The organism is Kitasatospora indigofera, assembly GCF_014655955.1.
Taxonomy (GTDB): domain Bacteria; phylum Actinomycetota; class Actinomycetes; order Streptomycetales; family Streptomycetaceae; genus Kitasatospora; species Kitasatospora indigofera.
Map to the genome: position 1 here is coordinate 1 of NZ_BNBO01000048.1, position 17,584 is coordinate 17,584.

General features: G+C 75.9%; 12 protein-coding genes. 8 read left to right on the plus strand and 4 right to left on the minus strand.

Going from position 1 to position 17,584, the window contains the following annotated elements:
* Positions 1–64 precede the first annotated feature (64 nt).
* A complete protein-coding gene (locus IE329_RS30125; RefSeq protein ID WP_373311343.1) occupies positions 65–1,579 on the minus strand; it encodes an MFS transporter in 1,515 nt (504 codons plus the stop codon).
* A gap of 240 nt (positions 1,580–1,819) precedes the next feature.
* Here IE329_RS30125 and IE329_RS30130 point away from each other — a divergent pair, with 240 nt between their 5' ends.
* The 3 genes from IE329_RS30130 to IE329_RS30140 all read left to right on the plus strand — a co-directional run bounded on the left by IE329_RS30130 (position 1,820) and on the right by IE329_RS30140 (position 4,194).
* Entirely contained in the window at positions 1,820–2,506 is a 687-nt protein-coding gene (locus tag IE329_RS30130) for a TetR/AcrR family transcriptional regulator (RefSeq protein ID WP_190214170.1), read from the plus strand.
* Between the two features lie 200 nt (positions 2,507–2,706).
* Positions 2,707–3,390, plus strand: a complete 684-nt coding sequence (locus IE329_RS30135; protein WP_190214171.1) for a ribonuclease HII — start codon at positions 2,707–2,709, stop codon at positions 3,388–3,390.
* Positions 3,391–3,726: 336 nt separating this feature from the next.
* Complete coding sequence (locus IE329_RS30140) at positions 3,727–4,194, plus strand: hypothetical protein (RefSeq protein WP_308438414.1); 468 nt, start codon at positions 3,727–3,729, stop codon at positions 4,192–4,194.
* An 87-nt stretch (positions 4,195–4,281) separates the two neighbouring features.
* Here IE329_RS30140 and IE329_RS30145 read toward each other — a convergent pair whose 3' ends face one another.
* Both IE329_RS30145 and IE329_RS30150 read right to left on the minus strand, forming a co-directional pair.
* Positions 4,282–4,929, minus strand: a complete 648-nt coding sequence (locus IE329_RS30145) for a hypothetical protein (RefSeq protein ID WP_190214173.1) — start codon at positions 4,927–4,929, stop codon at positions 4,282–4,284.
* 440 nt (positions 4,930–5,369) lie between these two features.
* On the minus strand, positions 5,370–7,688 hold the full coding sequence (locus tag IE329_RS30150) for a RecQ family ATP-dependent DNA helicase (RefSeq protein WP_229927885.1): 2,319 nt from the start codon (positions 7,686–7,688) through the stop codon (positions 5,370–5,372).
* Positions 7,689–7,917: 229 nt separating this feature from the next.
* On the opposite strand from IE329_RS30150, the gene IE329_RS30155 reads away from it, so the two are divergent.
* Positions 7,918–9,396, plus strand: coding sequence for a DUF4192 domain-containing protein (locus IE329_RS30155; protein WP_190214174.1), 1,479 nt, complete (start codon positions 7,918–7,920; stop codon positions 9,394–9,396).
* A 169-nt stretch (positions 9,397–9,565) separates the two neighbouring features.
* Here IE329_RS30155 and IE329_RS30160 read toward each other — a convergent pair whose 3' ends face one another.
* The gene (locus tag IE329_RS30160; protein ID WP_190214175.1) at positions 9,566–10,879 is read right to left on the minus strand and encodes an alpha/beta fold hydrolase; all 1,314 of its coding nucleotides are present in this window, start codon (positions 10,877–10,879) and stop codon (positions 9,566–9,568) included.
* A gap of 781 nt (positions 10,880–11,660) precedes the next feature.
* On the opposite strand from IE329_RS30160, the gene IE329_RS30165 reads away from it, so the two are divergent.
* The 4 genes from IE329_RS30165 (at position 11,661) to IE329_RS30180 (ending at position 17,520) form a co-directional block, all read left to right on the plus strand.
* The gene (locus IE329_RS30165; RefSeq protein WP_308438415.1) at positions 11,661–13,763 is read left to right on the plus strand and encodes an amylo-alpha-1,6-glucosidase; all 2,103 of its coding nucleotides are present in this window, start codon (positions 11,661–11,663) and stop codon (positions 13,761–13,763) included.
* 210 nt (positions 13,764–13,973) lie between these two features.
* Positions 13,974–14,717 (plus strand): NUDIX hydrolase, encoded by a 744-nt coding sequence (locus tag IE329_RS30170; protein ID WP_190214177.1) that lies wholly within the window; start codon positions 13,974–13,976, stop codon positions 14,715–14,717.
* Positions 14,718–15,046: 329 nt separating this feature from the next.
* Positions 15,047–16,708: an ATP-binding cassette domain-containing protein gene (locus tag IE329_RS30175; protein ID WP_190214178.1), complete on the plus strand. Its 1,662-nt coding sequence runs from the start codon at positions 15,047–15,049 to the stop codon at positions 16,706–16,708.
* The gene (locus tag IE329_RS30180; protein WP_190214179.1) at positions 16,705–17,520 is read left to right on the plus strand and encodes a hypothetical protein; all 816 of its coding nucleotides are present in this window, start codon (positions 16,705–16,707) and stop codon (positions 17,518–17,520) included. Before IE329_RS30175 ends, IE329_RS30180 begins: the two co-directional genes overlap by 4 nt.
* Positions 17,521–17,584 lie beyond the last annotated feature (64 nt).

Sequence of the window (17,584 nt, forward strand, 5' to 3'; positions counted from 1 at the left end):
GGGAGCGGCGTCCGCCCGGCCGGCGCCGTCGTCCAGGTGGTCCGGGGACCGCCGTGGTGGTGCGTCAGAGGATCGCGCCGTGCGCTTCCCCGGTGGGCAGGTCGCTCGCCTTGGCCTTGATCACGAAGACCGCGACCAGCAGGGCGACCCCGGCGAGCACGGCACCCACGATGAAGCCCTGCGAGATGCCGTACGCCAGCACCTGGTTGCCCATCGCCGCGGCCTGCTCCTTGGTCGGCGCGGCGTCCTTCGGCGCGGCGGCCATCAGCTCGGCCGTCTTGTCGGCGGCGGCCGTCGCGAACACCGTGGTCAGGATCGACAGGCCGAGCGAGCCGCCGATCTGCTGCATCGAGTTGAGCAGGCCCGAGGCGGCGCCGGTGTCCTGCTCGGCGACTCCCGCCACGGCGAGCAGCATCACCGGGACGAAGATCAGGCCCATCCCGAAGCCGAAGATGACGGTCGGGATCAGCACGCCGTCGACGTAGCCGCTGTCGGCGCTCAGGGTGGTCAGCCAGGTGAGCCCGATGGTCACCAGCGCGGCGCCGCCGGCCATGAACGGCTTGGGGCCGAGCTTCGCCTGGAAGGTCGAGGCGATCTGCGCCGCGACGATGATCGCCGCGCTGATCGGCAGGAAGGCGACGCCCGCCCGCAGCGGGCTGTAGCCCAGCGGGCCCTGAACGAACAGCGTGATGTAGAAGAAGATGCCGAACATGGCGGCCGCCAGGCAGAGCATCATCACCAGGCCGCCGGTGCGGTTGCGGTCGGCGAAGAGGTGCAGCGGGGTGATCGGCTGAGCGGTGGTCCGCTCGATGACCACGAACGCGGCGACCAGGATCAGGCCCAGGGCGAAGGAGGCCAGGGTGATCGGGTCCGACCAGCCGTCGGAGGCCGCCCGGATGAAGCCGTAGACCAGGGCGACCAGGCCGACCGTGGAGGTCAGCGCACCCGGGATGTCGAAGCGGCCGGTCTGGCGCTCGGACTCGGCGATGTAGCGCGGAGCGGCGAACGCGATCAGGGCCGCGATCGGCACGTTGACGAAGAACACCCAGCGCCAGTCGAGGTACTCGGTGAGCAGACCGCCGGCCAGCAGGCCGATCGCGGCGCCGGAGCCGGCCACCGCCGAGAAGACGCCGAACGCCTTGTTGCGTTCCGGCCCTTCCTCGAAGTTGGTGGCGATCAGCGCGAAGGCGGTCGGCGAGCAGATCGCGCCGCCGATGCCCTGCAGGGCGCGCGCGGCCAGCAGCATGCCGCTGTCCTGCGCGAATCCGCCGAGCAGCGAGGCGAAGCCGAAGAGCAGGGTGCCGATGATGAACACCCGGCGGCGGCCGAGGATGTCGCCCGCCCGGCCGCCGAGCAGCAGCAGCCCGCCGAAGGTGAGGGTGTACGCGTTGATGACCCAGGACAGGTCGGTGGTGGAGAACTTCAGCACGTCCCGGATCTGCGGCAGCGCGATGTTCACGATCGTGGCGTCGAGCACCACCATCAGCTGGGTCGCGGCGATCACGGTCAGGGTGATGCCTTTGCCCCGGCTTTTGCCGAGTGGCGGAGAGTTCTTGCTGAGTGTGTCGGAGATAGCCAAGATGTGCCCCCTGCTGGCTACTGCTTCGTATGCTTTCGACTGCGGTCCGCGAAGGTCTGCCGTGGTTCCGGGCATGGTTCCGGGCATGGTTCGGCGCCTGGTCCGGCGCAGGGCCGGGGGGTGGGCCGGACCGGCTTGCCGGGCCGTGGTCGCGGTCTATGAAGGAACGGCAGCGTTCACTAAGCTGGACGATAGCCGGTGCGTGTTTGTGAACGCAACCGTTCTCTAAGGTTGGTGGCGATGGATCAGGTGAAGCGACTGCAGAACGCGGCGGGCCCGTCGGCCGTGCCGCTGTCGTCCGGTTGCGCGCTGGTCGCCGGCGTGGCGGTCGGCGTCGCGGAGGCGCTCGCCAGGCCGGTCCGCAGGCGCGGCGAGGCGCTGGAGCGGGCGATCTTCGAGGCCACCCTCGACCAGCTCACCTCCGGCGGGTACGCGCGACTGACGATGGAGGGCGTCGCCGGCGCGGCACGCACCGGGAAGGCGGCGCTCTACCGGCGATGGACGTCCAAGGTCGACCTCGTGCTCGACGCCCTGCGCTCCACTCTCCCACCCCCTGACGACATCCCCGACCTCGGGTCCGCCCGGAGCGAATTGCTGCTGCTCATCGACCGGTTCGGGACGGCTCTGGAGTCCCGCGCGGGCGGCGCGATGAACGCGCTGATGAACGAGCTGGACCACGACCAGGCCCAGGTCTTCAAGCAGTTCGTGGTCGAGCGGGTCTTCGACCCGACCAAGGCGGCCACCCTCGCGATCCTGCGTCGCGGCGAACTCCGCGGTGACGTCCGGCCCGGCGCGGCCAACCCGCTGGTCGCCGACGTCGCCCCCGCGATGCTGATGTACCGGGTGAAGGTCTGCGACGGCCGGCTCGGCGAGGGCTTCGGCGTCGAACTCGTCGACGAGGTGCTGCTGCCCATGGTCCGACGGTAGGGGCCCGGGCCCGCCGCCTCCACCGGTTTTCCGGGCCGCCCCGGCCACCGGCCGCCCGGGCGTTCGCACCGCCGCGGCCGCGGCCCGCGCGGGTGTTCGTGCTGAGCGGCGGCCGGTCTCCGCCGGCCGCCGCCGGGCGGTCCGGTCCGCCCGGCGCGCGCCGTAGGCTGGAGGGACTCCTCGTCGAAACGGATGTCCCGATGCCTGTCGTTCCCCCGACCCACTCCGTCGAGCGCTCGCTGCGCCGGGCCGGCGCCCAGGTGGTCGTCGGCCTCGACGAGGTCGGGCGCGGGTCCTGGGCGGGCCCGGTCACGGTCGGCGCGGCGGTCACCGGACTGCGCAAGCCGCCGGAGGGCCTCACCGACTCCAAGCTGCTCACCGAGCGCCGCCGGGACGCGCTGGCCCCGCTGCTCGCGGACTGGGTCACCGCCTACGCGCTCGGCCACGCCTCGGCCCGGGAATGCGACGAACTCGGCATGACGGCGGCCCTGCGGCTGGCGGCCGTCCGGGCGCTGGAGGCACTGCCGGTGCGCCCCGACGCGGTGATCCTCGACGGGAAGCACGACTACCTCGGCGGCCCCTGGCGGGTGCGGACGGTGATCAAGGGGGACCAGTCCTGCATCTGTGTCTCGGCGGCCTCGGTGCTCGCCAAGGTCCACCGGGACGCCCTGATGGCCGAGATCGGCGAGAGCCACCCCGAGTACGGCTTCGCCGACAACGCCGGGTACCCGTCGCCGGTCCACCGGGCCGCGCTGGAGGAGTTCGGCCCGACCGAGCACCACCGGCTCTCCTGGTCCTACCTCGACGCGCTGCCCAAGTGGCGCCACCTGAAGGTCGAACGGACCCTGGCCGGCGCGGACGAGCAGCTCACGCTGGGCTTCTGACGGCCCCTGCGCCCCGCGCGCGGGCGGCGGCGTCCGCCCGGGCGGCCCGGTCCCGTGGTCCTCCGGTGTTCAAGGGGTGGGGCGCCCGTGCGCGTTCGAGCGGCATTTGATAGATATCCGGGTATGCCTGTCTTCCCCGAGGAGCCGGAGATTCACGAGAGCATCCCGGGCCCCGGCGTTCCCTTCCCCCGCGAGTCGGACGCACAAGCCCCCCGTACGCCTGCCGCCGGCAGCGCGTCCCCTGCCGTCAACCCCGCCAACTCCCGGACCGCGGCCGCCGTGCCCGCCGTGCCGGGGCCCCGACCCGGTCCGCCGCGACCGGCACCGCCCCGGGCCGTGAAGCCCGGACCGCCGGCCCGTCCCGGCCGCGGTCCCAGGCCCGGGCCGGCCGCCCGCCGTCCCGCACCCGCGGTCCAGTTCGTCGCCGCCCCCGCGGGCGACGCCCTGGAGCGCGCCGACGACACCGTGGACCACCTGCTGGAGTCCGGCCGCCGGCCCGGGGACGTCCTGGTCCTCACCGTGGGCGAACCGCACCCGTGGCAGCAGCACGAACTCTCCTTCGGCGAGGCCCGCTACTGGGCGCAGCTCACCGAGGGCGACGACGTGTTCTACGCCGACGCGGCGCTGAACCGGCCGGCCGGCCGCGAGGTCGTGGTGCTGGTGGTCAACGACACCTCGGCCGACCGGGCCGGGCTCGCGTTCCAGCAGGCCCTCGGCCGCGCCGGCGCCCTGCTGGTGGTGTGCGGGGAGGCCGGGCTGGTGGGCGCCCCGGACGCTCCGGAGAGCCGGCCGGCCCTGGCCTGACCGTCCCACCGCCGGGCATCGTCGCCCGGCGTCCGCTGCCGCCGCCGGCCCGCCCGGGCCGGCCACGCCCGCTGAGGTCCCCGGACCTCAGCGGGCGGCCGTGCGTCTGGCCGGTTCGACGGCGGGCGCCTCGGGCTGCCCCCAGGAGCGCCCGGGCGTCCGCTCCTCGCGGGCGGAGCGGGACGGCAGCTCCGTGACGGTGTGCACCGGGCCGTCGGCCCAGGAGCCCGAGTGCGGGCTGCGCCCGCCGCGGCCCTCGCCCAGGGTCTGCCACCCGGACGGCGTCAGCGTGATGTACGAGCCGCAGCGCAGGCCGTGCAGGGCCGCGGCGTCCCGCAGCGCCCACATCCAGGCCCCGTCCTGTTCCGTCCACCCGGCCACGCCCTCCCGGCAGTGCAGCAGCACGGCGGTCCGGGTCGGGGCGGCCCGCCGGAGGTCGTGCGGGATCACCTGGCGCAGCTGGGCGAGCAGCGCGTTGCGGTGCTGCCAGCCGTCGCTGACGTGCGGCCGGGGCGTGAAGGAGGCGGACGCGGCGACGTGGTGCAGCGCGTCCAGCACGCTGATCACCACGCTGCCGGGCTGGGGCAGGTGGCGCTGGTGCAGCTCGGTCACGAACTCGCGCGGGTCGCGCAGCAGCGGCGCTCCGACCGCGGCCCAGCTCTCCGGATCCAGACTGCGTCTGCCGTCCGCACTCCGGGTGAAGGGATTCCGACCTCGGTCGATACCGTTGATCACGATCCTCCTTCCTGCCCCGGCGGGTGTGCGGGTGCGCGCGTACGCCGAAGGCCGGTCCGTCGGACCAGGCATTTGGGTACGCTCCAATTCTCTCGGTAAAAGGGCCGGAGCGGCAACGATGAAATGACGAACGCCGCCCGAAAGCCGACGTTCTGCCGGATATATTCCACCGGGGCCATAGGGCCATTCGGCTGAGGTCGCGGCTCCCGCCCGGGGGGTGACGGGAGATCTGCGGCGCGGCTCCGCCGCCGGTGGCGGGAACCGTGCCGCCTCTGCCGTATCCGGTGACCCGCGCGTCCCACCGGCCTCCGGCGTCTGCTCCGTCAGGCCGCTCTCCGCTCTCCGCCGGGTAAACCGCCGGTGACCCGTTCGGGTTGCCGCACCGGAGCCGGACCGCCGGCCCCGGCCCCGGCCCCGGCCCCGGGCCGGGCCGGCCGCCGTCACCCCTGGACGGCCAGCACCAGCGGCAGGACGGCGCTCGCCCCGGCCCGGCGCAGCAGCCGGGCCGCCACGGTGACCGTCCAGCCCGAATCGACCAGGTCGTCGATCAGCAGCACCGGCCCGGAGGCCTCGGCGAGCGCCTCCGCCAGCCCGGGCGACAGCACCAGCGCCCCGGCCAGCGAGTGCAGCCGCTGCGCGCTGTTGCTCCGCCCGCCCTGCGGCGCGTGGCCGGCGGCGTACTCGATCCGGCCGAGCAGCGGCAGCCGGCCGATCGAGGCGATCTGCGCGCCGAGGCTGCCGACGAGCTGCGGCCGGCCCGACGAGGCCATGGTGACCACGCCGACCGGCCGGTCGAGCCGGCCGCCCTCGGACGTGGCGGGACCGGCCCAGCCGCCGGGGCCGCGGGCCCAGTCGGCGAGCACGGAGACCAAGGCGTTCACCGCGTCGTCCGGCACCGGCGAGTCCGGGGTCTGGTCGGCCAGCATCGCGCGCAGCCGGTTGCCCCAGCCGATGTCCGAGAGCCGGCCGAGCGCGCGCCCGGTCTCGGCCTGCTCGCCGGCCGGGATCCGGCCCTTGAGCGGTACCCCGAGCGCGTCCATCCCGGTCGGCCAGAGCCGGCGCGGCTCGAAGGTCACCCCCGGGCGGCCCAGCGCCGCGCGGGCGGCGTCCAGCGCCGCTGCGGAGACGTCGGCGCTGTGCCGGGGCCCCGCGCAGTTGTCGCACCGGCCGCAGGGCACGGCCTGCTCGTCGTCCAGCTGGCGGCGCAGGAACTCCATCCGGCAGGCGGAGGTCGAGGCGTACTCCCGCATCGCCCGCTGCTCGGCCTCGCGGGACGCCGCGACCTTGGCGTACCGGGCCGTGTCGTAGGCCCAGGCCTGGCCGGTGGCCGTCCAGCCGCCCTTGACCCGGCGGACGGCGCCGTCCACGTCCAGCACCTTGAGCATGGTCTCCAGCCGGGCCCGCCGCAGGTCGACCCGCGGCTCCAGGGCGGCGGTGGACAGCGGCCGCCCGGCCTCGGCCAGGGCGTCGATGGTGCGGCGGACCTGCTCCTCCGGAGGGAAGGCCAACGAGGCGAAGTACCGCCAGATCGCCTCGTCCTCACGCCCGGGGAGCAGCAGCACCTCCGCGCGGTCCACTCCGCGGCCCGCGCGGCCGACCTGCTGGTAGTACGCGATCGGGGATCCGGGCGACCCCAGGTGCACCACGAAACCGAGGTCGGGCTTGTCGAAGCCCATGCCCAGTGCCGAGGTCGCGACCAGTGCCTTGACCCGGTTGGCCAGCAGGTCCGCCTCGGCGCTGCGGCGCTCGGCGTCCTCGGTACGTCCCGAGTACGAGGCCACCGCGAAGCCGCGCTCGCGCAAGAAGGCGGTCACCTCGTCGGCGGCGGCCACCGTGAGGGTGTAGACGATGCCGGAGCCGGGCAGCCGGTCGAGGTGGTCGGCCAGCCAGGCGAGTCGGTGCGCGGGGTCGGGCAGGGACAGCACCCCGAGCGAGAGGCTCTCCCGGTCGAGCGGGCCGCGCAGCACCAGCGCGAGCTCGTCCGTGGTGCCGGTACCGAGCTGCTCCGCGACGTCGGCGGTGACCCGGGCGTTGGCCGTCGCGGTGGTGGCCAGCACCGGCACGCCCGGCGAGAGGTCGGCGAGCATGGTGCGCAGCCGGCGGTAGTCCGGGCGGAAGTCGTGCCCCCAGTCGGAGATGCAGTGCGCCTCGTCGACCACCAGCAGGCCGGTGGAGGCGGCCAGTTTCGGCAGTACCTGGTCGCGGAAGTCGGGGTTGTTCAGCCGCTCGGGGCTGACCAGCAGGATGTCCACCGCCCCGGCCGCCACCTCGGCCTGGATCTCGTCCCACTCCTCGGTGTTGGCCGAGTTGATGGTGCGGGCCTTGATGCCGGCCCGGGCGGCCGAGTCCACCTGGTTGCGCATCAGGGCGAGCAGCGGCGAGACGATCACCGTGGGGCCCGCACCACGGCCGCGCAGCAGCGCGGTGGCGATGAAGTAGACCGCGGACTTGCCCCAGCCGGTGCGCTGGACGACCAGCGCGCGCCGGTGGTCGACCACCAGCGCCTCGATCGCCAGCCACTGGTCCTCCCGCAGCGTCGCGGCCGGCCCGGCCAGCTCGCGCAGGACCTGCTCGGCCCGGCCCCGGACCTCGGCCCGCTCGGCCGGCGTGGCGCCGGACCGGGCCCCGGCCGGCCCGCCGGGTGCGGGGGAGCCGGTGGCGCCCGCGTCGCCGGGGCCGTCGTGGCCCGCGTCGGTGCCGCCGGGGAGGGCGGCGGAGGTGTCGGCCTGCTGGCTGGAGTGGGTCTCGGGCTGATCCATGCGTCCATGTAACAGTGCGGGGCCGACAAACCGCGAACGGCCTGGTCCACGGACCGTCCCGGCTTTCACCGCACCGGCCTTCCGGCTAAACTGACCTGACGTCAAATCCCGCTCGTGCGAGTGATTTTCATGTGCTCCGGACGGGTGGCTGGATATCCACAGGCGGGGTTTATCCACAGGCAATGACGAAATCCGGGCGGCTGACAATCCGCGCGCCATTCTTCCGTCCATGAACGAAGAACACGGCACACCGCACCCGGACCCGATCCCCGGCCACCTGCCCGTCAGGATGCGCGGCCCCGCCGACATGGCCGAACTGCTCCCCTACCTGTTGGGGTTCTTCCCCGACGACAGCATCGTCGCCGTCGGCCTGCAGGGCGCCGACCTGCAACAGGGCGGGGTGATCCGGGTCGACATCCCGGAAGCGCCGGCGGACTGGCCGCGGGCGGCGGCGGAGACGGCGGCGCTGCTCGTCCGGCTCTCCGAACAGCGCGACCACCGGCCCGAGCAGGTGCTGCTCTACCTGTGCCGCGATCCCGAGGAGGGCGAGGCCCGGCCCGTCCTCGGGACGCTCGGACCCCTGGCGGAGGCCCTGCGGACGGCCTTCGAGGCGAAGGGCGTGGGCGTCAAGGAGTCGCTGTGCGTCTCCGGCGGCCGCTGGTGGTCCTTCCTGTGCCGGCGGGAGGGCTGCTGCGAACCCTCGGGCAATCCCGTCCAGCAGGCCCGCGGCCCCGGCCCGGTGGTCGCCGCGGCCACCTTCGCCGGCCTCGCCCCGCGCGGCAGCCGCAAGGCGATCGCGGCCGGTCTGGCACCGCTGGGCGAGCCCGCCGCGGGGCCCCAGCGGCTGGCGATCGAGCAGGCGCTGCGCCACCGGCCGCTCACCGGCGGCGAGGCGGCCCGCGAGCGCGCCGGGGAGCTCCTCGACGAGGTGATGGCGGAGTTCCTGGCGGGCGCCCGGGAGGTCGACGAGCGGCGGACGGCCCTGCTGCTGCTCGGTCTCCAGGACAAGCTCCTGCGCGACCGCGCCGCCGAGTACGCAGAATCCGCCGAGCTCGGGGCGGCCCAGCGGCTCTGGCGGTTCCTGGCCCGGCGCTGCGTGATCCCCTTCGACGGCTACGCGGCGGCTCCGCTGACGCTGCTCGCCTGGACGTCCTGGCTGGCCGGCGACCTCGCGACCGCCCGGGTGGTGCTGGGCCTGGTGCTCCGGCTCGACCCGGACTACCTGCTGGCCCAGTTGCTCCACGAGTCCCTCAACGGCGGCCTCGCCCCGGAGCTGCTCCTGGAGGGCGTACGGGCCGAACGGGCCCGGAGGGCCGCAGCCGTGAACCGGACGCCCCGGAGCGGCTCCGGCGCGGGGGAGCGGCGCCCGCGGACGGGGCGCCGAACGCTGCCGGGGCCGCTCACGGCACCGCAGACGCCGTACGACGAGGAGGGGGCCCCACCCGGGCCCGACGAAGGCCGGGAGCCGGGGCCGGTGCCGGGCCGGTCGGTGCGGGCCGGGCGGCCGGAAGCGCCGGGCCCGCTGCTCCCGGGCCCGCTGCTCCCCGTTCCCCTGCTCCCGGGTCGGCGGCTGTCGGCCCGCACCAGGGCGGCGGTCCGGCGGCGGCGCAGGGCCACCGAGGCCCTGCCCGGCCCCGGGAGCGGCCTCCGGGCGTGGGGCGGCGCCGGGCACCGGTGCGGGGCCCGTGGCACTGCGGCGAGGTCGTGACGTGCGCCCGGCCGGGGTGGCCCCGCGGAGGGCGCGGACGGATCGCGGATCGCGGACGGGTCCGTGGCCTGCCCGTCGGCGGCCGCGACCGGCCCACCGGCCGCCGGACCGCGCCGGGGCGGCTCCGGGGCCCGGAGGCACCCGGAGCCGGGCCCGGCGGGCCGGGCGGTCAGACCTCGCCGCGCGTCATCCCGATCAGGCGGTCCAGCACCTTGCCGCCGCTCACCCGCAGGCCGTCGTGCTCCCACTCGTTGGTGATCCACGGCTGCAGGCCGCGGACCGCGCGCGCGGTCGCCAGGGAGTCGGCGGTGTCCACGTACATGTCGTCGTGGTAGACGGCGGCGGCCACCGGCACCTCGTTGGCGGCCAGCCGCTCCGGGCTGTAGAGGTCGGGCCAGTCGGTGCGCTCGGCGAGCAGCTGGGCCGTCTCCGCGAGCGGGCGCAGGGCGGGGTCCGTCTCGAACATCCAGGGATAGATCATCTCGCCGGTGAGGAGCACCGGCGCCCCGGAGTCCAGCGCCGCCCGGGCGTCGAAGCCGGGGAACTCCTTGCGGACCCGCTCGGCCGCCCAGGCCGTCCCCGCCGTGTCCACCGAGCGCTGGCCGTAGATCGACTCGTGCAGCGCCGCGTAGAGCGGGTTCTGCGCGAAGGAGAGCTTGGCCTGCGCCTCGGCCAGGAAGGTGTCCGAGAGTTCGGGGCCGGCCGGCCCCTCCACCCAGGCCTCCTCCAGCAGGTAGTGCAGGGCGTGCGAGCCCGTTCCCGTGCCGAGGATCATGCCCAGGGCCTGGAAGGCCTCGACGGTGAGCAGCGCGCCGTCCGGCAGGAGGGCGGGGGAGTCGGCCAGGTGGGCGGCGATCCGCCGGACGGCCGCGACGTCCCCGGGGTAGCGGGCGTAGTGCGCCTCGTTCTTCCCGGCCACCCGGGGGTAGGCCGAGCGGTACACGTCGTCGGCGGAACTGCGCAGGCCGGCCAGGCCGCCGGTGATGAAGACCTCACGCAGGCCCTCCGGGGCGAGCGAGAGGTAGGTGAGGGCGCAGAAGCCGCCGAAGCTCTGCCCCAGCAGGCTCCAGCGCCGGTCCTCGCCCAGCAGCAGACGGCGGATCAGCTCGGCGTCCCGGACGATCGAGTCCGCCCGGAAGGACGCCAGGTAGTCGGCCTGCGCCTGCGGCCCGCCCCGGCGGGCCAGGGTCTGCCGGGTGGCCGGCGTGGAGCGGCCGGTCCCCCGCTGGTCCAGCAGCAGCACCCGGAAGTCGTCGAGGGCCCGGACCAGCCAGCCGTCACGGCCGAGCGGCCGCGCGGCCTTGCCACCGGGGCCGCCCTGGAGGAAGAGCAGCCAGGGCAGGTCGTCGGACTCGCGGCCGGCCGCGACCACCTCCCGGGCATACACCTCGATCCGCTCGCCCTGGGGGACGGCGTGGTCGAGCGGCAGGTGGAAGACGTGGTCGGTCGTGACGATCCCGGGCAGCCGGCTGGCGGTGGACATACAACTCCTCGGTATGTGCTGGTCACAGCTGTCATGCCCACCGCCCACGGAGTTGCCGGTGCGGAGGGCAGGACCCCCGCACCGTATCCTGGCGGCGGCCGGGCACCGGTTCCGCGGCCGCACCACATCGGCTCGGGGCAGCCGGGGCAGGGCCGGGGCCACCTGGTCCCGTCCGTCCCGCGGACGCGTGGCCCCACCCGACGGGCCACGGTTCCGCGACCGGACAGCACCACCGGAGCGCACCGGACGACCACCGCGGCGCACCGATGGCGTGACCTGTTGAGGGTCCACGGCGTTCATCCTGGGGAATGTCGGCACCGGGGCGGGGTACGGCCGGTCCGACGAGGCAACACCGGGCAGCAGGGGCGGGCAGCGGGAAACGTCCGGACACGGCCGGGAGACTCGACGGCGAGTCACCGGCCCGACCGGGGCGGACCGACGGCCCCGGCCGGCCGGCCCGGCAAATCGGTTCGGCAAGGCAGCACAGGGCGGCGAGGCGGGAGCGCCGCCAGGTACCGGCCGCCCGCACCACGGAGCGGTCCGGCACAGCGAGGTGCCGGTACGGAGCAGGGCCGGCCCACCGCGGCGCCGGAGCACGGGCCGGCCCACGCCGGTGCCACCCAGCCATGCCATGCAGCAAGGCCGTCCAGCAGTCCGACGGAAACAGTCCGGCCGCCCGGCGGAGCACCAGCCCGTCGGCGCCGGAAGCACCAGTTCGCGATCGAACACGCTCGCGGCCGCCCGGTCACAGCCGGCGGACCGCCGAGGGGAGGAGAGTCCGGTGACCGCCACGAGGCCACCCCAGGCCGCGCCGGCCGAGAGCGTGGCCGGCGCACCGAGACCCGCCGGCCGGCCCGACCAGGCGCCCCGGCAGGCCCCGGGCCCGGCACGCCCGCAGCCCCCCGCCGCCCACCACGCGGTGGTCTGCGTCAACGCACCCGCGATGGCGGCCTCCGGCCCGGACGGCCAACTGCGCGGCCACGGCCTGCACGGCTTCTACCGCTCCGGCGTCCGTGTCCTGGCCCGCCTGGAACTGCGGCTCGGCGGCATCGAGCCGCTGCCGCTCCAGGGCACCCTCACCTCGGCCGCCGAGGCCCGCTTCCTCGGCGCGGTGCGCCTCCCCGGCGACCCGGACCCAGACCCGGCCCTGACCGTCGAGCGGCTGCGGCACGCCGACGGGGTCGAGACCGTCACGGTCCGCAACTCCGGCAGCCGTCCGGCCCGGCTCCCGCTGGAGCTGGCGATGGGCACCGACCTGGGCCCGATGACCGAGATCGCCGCCGGCCTGCGCTCGCCGGACCTCCCCAGCCAGGTCCAGTCCGCCGGGCTCCGCTGGGCCGGCCAGACGCACAGCGCGACCGTGACGGCCAAGCCCTCCCCGCACGCCGTGCTGGCCGGGGCCGGCGTCCTGCGCTGGGACCTGGAGATCCAGCCGGGGGCGAGGTGGTCCGTCGAGCTCCGCACCGAGCTGGAGGCCTCCGGCCCGGGCCCGCGGCCGCCGGGCGGCCGGGGGACGGGCGTGCCACTGCCGTGGTCCGAGGCCGAGGTGCGCTGCGACGACCCCCGCGTCGAGCTGCTCGTCCCGCGGTCCCTGGACGCGCTGGGCCGGCTGCTGCTCGCCGACCCCGACCGCCCCACCGACCTGTACGCCGCCTCCGGCGCGCCCTGGCGGTTCGGCCTCGCACCTGCCGACGCGCTCTGGGCGGCCCGGCTGACCCTGCCGCTCGGTACCCGTCTCGCGGCCGGCACCCTCCGGGCGCTGGCCCGCCGCCAGCAGCCCGCCGGGGGGCCCGGCCAGCGCCCCGAGGGCCTGCTGCCCGGCGCCCTGCGGCACGCCGGCCCCGAACTCCCGCCCTCCTGCACGGCGACCGAGGCCACCCTGCTGTTCGTCACGCTGCTGGCCGAGGCCTGGCGCTGGGGCCTGCCCCGGCAGGAGGTGGCCGAGCTGCTCCCGGCGGCCGAGCGGGCGCTCGGCACGCTGCGGGCCGGTCTCGTCGACGGCTTCGTCACGGACCTCAGCCGCCCGGTGGAGGACCGCTCGGCGAACCCGCCGCCGGCCCGGAGCGAGGTGCAGGCCCAGGCCGTGCGGGCCGCCCTGCACGGTGCGGAGCTGCTGGAGGCGTTCGGCCGGCCCGGGGCCGAGGAGTGGCGGGACTGGGCGGCCGCCCTGCGGTCACGGTTCCGCGAGAAGTTCTGGATCGACGACCTCTCCGGCGGCCGCCCGGCCGCCGCACTGGCCGTCGGCGGCCGCCCGGTGCCCGCGGTGGCGTCCTCCCTGGTCCACCTGCTGGACCTCGGGCTCTCCTCGGACGGCGGCCGGCACGAGGGCCTGCTCGACCGCGAGCAGACCCGGATGGTGGCCCAGCGCCTCGCCGCACCCGAGCTGGACTGCGGCTGGGGGCTGCGCACGCTCAGCGCCAAGTCGGCACGCTTCAACCCGCTGGGGCACCGGAGCGGGGCGGTACGGGTCCACGAAACGGCGCTCGCCGTCGGGGGGATGGCCGAGGCCGGCTTCGAACGGGAGGCCGGCGCGCTGCTCGAAGGCCTGCTCGGCGCCTCCGCCTTCCTGGAGGGAAGGCTCCCGGAGATGTACGCGGGCGAGCAGCGGATCCCCGGCTGCCCGCCGGTGCCGCATCCGGCGGCCTGCCGCCCGGCGGCGGTCTCCGCGGCCGGGGCGGTCCATGCCGTGCTCACCCTGGCCGGCGTCCGCCCCGACGTCCCGGCCGGCCGGGTGCTGGTCAGGCCGGCCAGCACGGCGCCTCTGGGCGAGCTCCAGCTCACCGGCCTGCGGGTCGCGGGGGAGCCGTTCTCGGTCCGGGTGAGCCGGATCGGCGTCGCGGTCGTGGAGGAGGCGTCGGCCGACCTCCAGCTCGGCGCCCGCTGAGTCCGGACGGCCCCGGACCCGGACCCGGACCCGGCCCCGGACCCGGACCCGGCCCCGGACCCGGACAGGCACCGGACCCGGACAGGCACCGGGCCCGGCCCGGCCCGGGCGCCCGGGCCGGGGCGCCCGGACGTCCGTGCCCCGGAGTCGCCGACGTCACGGACGCGAGGGCCTGTGCTTATCGTCAGAGAGACGACTATGATCGTCGCCATGTCGCGTTATGACCCGTCGGCCTTCCCCCCGTTCGCTGTCACGGTCGACCTGGTGGTGCTGACGGTGCGGGACCACGCGCTCTGTGCCCTGCTGGTGCGACGGGGCGAGCCGCCCTTCCAGGGGTACTGGGCGCTGCCCGGCGGCTTTGTGCGCCTCGACGAAGGCCTCGCCGAGGCGGCCTCCCGGGAGCTGGCCGAGGAGACCGGCCTGCGGGCCCACTCCGCCCCCGAGCACGGCTCGGTCGGGGCCCACCTGGAGCAGCTCGCGACGTACGGACACCCCCAGCGCGACCCCCGGATGCGGGTGGTCAGCGTCGCCTACCTGGTCCTCGCACCGGACCTGCCGACCCCCCGCCCGGGCGGGGACGCCAGCAGCGCGCGCTGGGCACCGGTGGCGGAGCTGCTCGGCGGCAACCCCGCGGACGGCGTACCGCTGGCCTTCGACCACGGGCTGATCCTGGCCGACGGGGTCGAGCGCGCCCGGTCCAAGATCGAGTACTCCTCGCTGGCGACGGCCTTCTGTTCGGCGGAGTTCACCGTCGGCGAGCTGCGCCGGGTCTACGAGGCCGTCTGGGGCGTCTCCCTGGACCCGCGCAACTTCCACCGCAAGGTCACCGGCACACCGGGCTTCCTGCTGCCCTCCGGCGGCACGACGACCCGTCAGGGCGGCCGCCCCGCGCAGCTGTTCACCGCCGGCGGCGCCACCGACCTCAACCCGCCAATGCTGCGACCGGAGTCCTGACCCGCAGTCCTGACCCGCAGTCCTGGCCCGGAGTCCTGGCCCGGAGTCCTGATTCGCCGTCCTTACCCGCAGCCTGACCCGAACTCCTCCGCCGGGCCCGCCCGTCGGCGGCCGCCGAAGCCTGCCCGGGCGGTCGGACCCGTTGCGTCCGGGGGAGGCCCGAGGTCGGATTTTCCCCTGATCGGGTGAGGTGTGCGGACTTGTGCCCGGCGCCGCTTCCGTAATGCCCGAATTCTCCACCTGTGGCACCTAGTGTGCTGGCGCGGGGACGTCCGGGGAGGTCCGTGCCGTGGACCCGGCCGGCCGAGGGTAAATGGGAGCAGCCAGCGATGATCCAGATCACCGGACTGACCAAGGTCTACCGCCGCGGCCGGCCACCGGCTCTGCTCGACCTCACCCTCGACGTCCGCCCGGGCCTGGTCACCGCCCTGCTCGGGCCCGAGGAGTCCGGCAAGAGCACCGCGTTGCGACTGATGCTCGATCTCGAACGCGGCCAGGGCGTCACCCTCTTCGGCGGCCGCACCTACCGCGGCCTGCGCCGGCCGGAGCGCGAGGTCGGGGTCGTCCTGCCGACCGTCGGGGGGATGGCCGGCCACCCGGGCCGGACCGCCCGGGGCCATCTGCGGATGCTGGCGGCCGCCGCGGGCGTGCCGACCGGCCGCGCGGACGAACTGCTGGAACAGACCCGCCTCGCCGCCGTCGCCGGCCACCGGCTGCGCGTCTTCTCGCCGGGCATGAACCGCCGGCTGATCCTCGCCGGCGCGCTCCTCGGGGCCCCGGGCACGTTGGTGCTCGACGCGCCGACCGAGGGTCTTTCGCCCCGCAACATCGAGTGGTTCCACTCCTTCCTGCGCTCGTTCGCCGTCGCCGGCGGCACCGTCCTGGTGACCACCCGCACCCCGCAGGAGGCCGCGCAACTGGCCGACCGCGTGGCCACCCTGGAGCAGGGCAGGCTGGTCGCGGACCAGCCGGTCGCCGACTTCCGCCGCACCCGGCTGCGCCCCGAGGTGTCCGTCCGGGGCCCGCAGATGGCCCGGCTCGCGGATCTGCTGCTCGGCCAGGGGGCCCTGGTCCGCCGGGACGGCGCGGTGGGCCTGGCGGTGTCCGGGATCGGCCGGACGGAGATCGGCGAACTCGCCTACCGGCACGGAATCCTGTTGCACGAGCTGGCCGAACGGGTGGTCGAGCAGCCGGCGCCGCGGGCCGTGCTGCCTGCCTCCTCGGGCCGCTCGGGCCAGGTGCAGCTCCACAAGGCCCGCACCGCCTCCGACGGGTCGCAGCCCGCCCCGACCGTCCCGGGCCCGCAGGCCGCCCCCGGCCCGCACGGCACCCCGGGCCCGCAGCCCGTCGCGAGCCCGCCCGCGGCGCCGATCCCGCATGCTGCACAGTCGCCGGAGCCGGCCCGGGCCCGGCAGGCCGTGCTGACGGCACCCGCCGCACCCGCCGCGCCGGTCGTACCGGTCGCGCAGGCCGTGCAGGCCCCGCAGGCTCCGCTGGGTACTCAATCCCGCGTACCGGACGTGCTCCTGACCGAAACTCAACACCTCGCACCGCTGGAGCCCCTGTCGCCCACCCAGGCCCTGCCGGTGATGCAGGCTCCGCCGGGCTCCGTCCCCTCCTCCCTCCCGCCGTCCCCGCTGCCGCCGTCCCTGGCGCCGTCCCTGTCGGCACCGCTGTCGCCCGCCCAGCAGGTCCCCCAGGGGCGGCAGGCCCCCGAGCCCGGGTACGCCCTTCGCGCGGCCTTCGCCGGCGCGGTCGGCACCAACCTCGCGACCGCGACCGCGTCGGCGACCACGTCGGCGACCGCGACCACGACCGCGTCCGCCGCCGGAACCGCGGGCACGGCCGCCGTCGGTGCGGCTGCCACCGGAACGGTTTCCACCGGGACGGCCTCCGGTGCGAGTGCCCTCTCCGGAGCCGGCGCCCACGCCCGGCCGAGCGACCCCGCCACCCCCGCGCCCGTCGTCGGGCCCGACCACCGGAGCGAGTGACCGTGCGCGTACTGGCCTATGAGGCACGCCGGCTGAGCGGCCTGCGCTCGACCTGGATCGTCCTCGCCACCGTCCTGCTGTGCGATGCCGCGGTGGCCGCCCTGCTGGCCCGCCAGGTGTCGTCCGGCCCGCTGACGGTCGCCGCCGCCGTCCGGTCGGTGACCGCCGCCGTCCCGTTGCTGCCGCTCCCCATCGCCGCCATCGGTGCCGGGGTGCTGGGCGCCCTCTCCTACGGGCACGAGGTGCGCCATCCCGGGCTGGCCGCCTCCCAGGTCGGGTACCTGCGGCGGGTCCGGCTGCTGTTCGGCAAGGTGGTCGTGGTCGGCGCGCTGTCGGCGCTGCTCGCCGTGGTGACGGTGCTGGTCGACGCGGTGGTGACCCGGCTGGCGCTGGGGCCCGCCGTGGACGCCTCCCAGGTCTTCGCCCGGGGTGCCCTCACGGGGGGCGGCCGGCTGCCGGTGGCCCTCGCGGTGTTCGCCGTCCTCGCGGTGGCGGCCGGCGGCGCCGGGGTGCTGACGGCCTCGCTCACCCGGAGCGCGTCCGCCGGGATCCTGCTGCTCTGCGCCCTGCCCGTACTGCTGGAGGCGGGCCTGGCGCTCTTCCTGCGGCAGACCGGGACGGCCCGTGCGGACGCCGCGGACGAGGTGCTGCCCCTGCAGTACGGCTTCGACTGGGTGCGGGCCGGCTCCGGCCCGGCCGTCGGAGGCCCGCTCGATCTCGCCGATCCGGCCCTGCTCGCGGTGCTGGCCTCGCCGGCGGTGCTGCTGGTGCTCGTGTGCCTGGTGGCGCAGCTGCGGCGCCGCGCGCTCTGAGGGTGACGCCCCGCAGCCACCGGGCCGACGGTGCTCGAACACCCGTGAATCATTGGCATGACAA

Bases quoted from the DNA above. Each gene is read 5' to 3' on its own strand.
- IE329_RS30130 (WP_190214170.1), top strand. From the start codon at position 1,820: ATGGATCAGGTGAAGCGACTGCAGAACGCGGCGGGCCCGTCGGCCGTG.
- IE329_RS30135 (WP_190214171.1), top strand. From the start codon at position 2,707: ATGCCTGTCGTTCCCCCGACCCACTCCGTCGAGCGCTCGCTGCGCCGG.
- IE329_RS30150 (WP_229927885.1), bottom strand. From the start codon at position 7,688: ATGGATCAGCCCGAGACCCACTCCAGCCAGCAGGCCGACACCTCCGCC.
- IE329_RS30155 (WP_190214174.1), top strand. From the start codon at position 7,918: ATGAACGAAGAACACGGCACACCGCACCCGGACCCGATCCCCGGCCAC.
- IE329_RS30160 (WP_190214175.1), bottom strand. From the start codon at position 10,879: ATGTCCACCGCCAGCCGGCTGCCCGGGATCGTCACGACCGACCACGTC.
- IE329_RS30170 (WP_190214177.1), top strand. From the start codon at position 13,974: ATGTCGCGTTATGACCCGTCGGCCTTCCCCCCGTTCGCTGTCACGGTC.
- IE329_RS30175 (WP_190214178.1), top strand. From the start codon at position 15,047: ATGATCCAGATCACCGGACTGACCAAGGTCTACCGCCGCGGCCGGCCA.